Origin of the sequence: Vibrio sp. 10N.222.46.A1, assembly GCF_041473595.1 — a bacterium.
In the GTDB taxonomy this organism is placed as follows: Bacteria; Pseudomonadota; Gammaproteobacteria; order Enterobacterales; family Vibrionaceae; genus Vibrio; species Vibrio tasmaniensis_A.
Map to the genome: position 1 here is coordinate 1 of NZ_JBFRSN010000964.1, position 469 is coordinate 469.

1 protein-coding gene is annotated in these 469 nt (G+C 47.8%); it reads left to right on the forward strand.

From position 1 onward, the window contains the following. Positions 1 to 469 (forward strand): class I tRNA ligase family protein (locus AB4496_RS22585; RefSeq protein WP_372132039.1); only part of this gene is annotated, 469 nt, incomplete at both ends.

Below are 469 nucleotides of genomic sequence, written 5' to 3' on the forward strand. Positions count from 1 at the left end.
CTACAACTTTACGGTTCCTGCTGTTCTTGGTGACCACGTTACAACTGACTCTGGTACTGGTGTGGTTCATACCGCTCCTGGTCACGGTCAAGAGGATTTCGTGGTTGGTAAGAAGTACAACCTAGAAATCGCTAACCCAGTTGGTTCAAACGGCGTTTACCTGCCAGATACTGAGCTATTTGCTGGTCAGCACGTATTCAAAGCGAACGACTCTGTTTTAGAAGTTCTAAAAGAGAAGGGTGCACTACTGCATCACCACGCTTACGAGCACAGCTACCCACACTGTTGGAGACACAAAACTCCAATCATCTTCCGTGCAACACCACAATGGTTCATCTCTATGGATCAAGCTGGCCTACGTGCAAAAGCACTAGAGTCAACAAAGAGTGTTGAATGGATGCCTGAATGGGGTCAAAGCCGTATCGAAGGTATGATCGAAGGTCGCCCTGAGTGGTGTATCTCTCGTCAA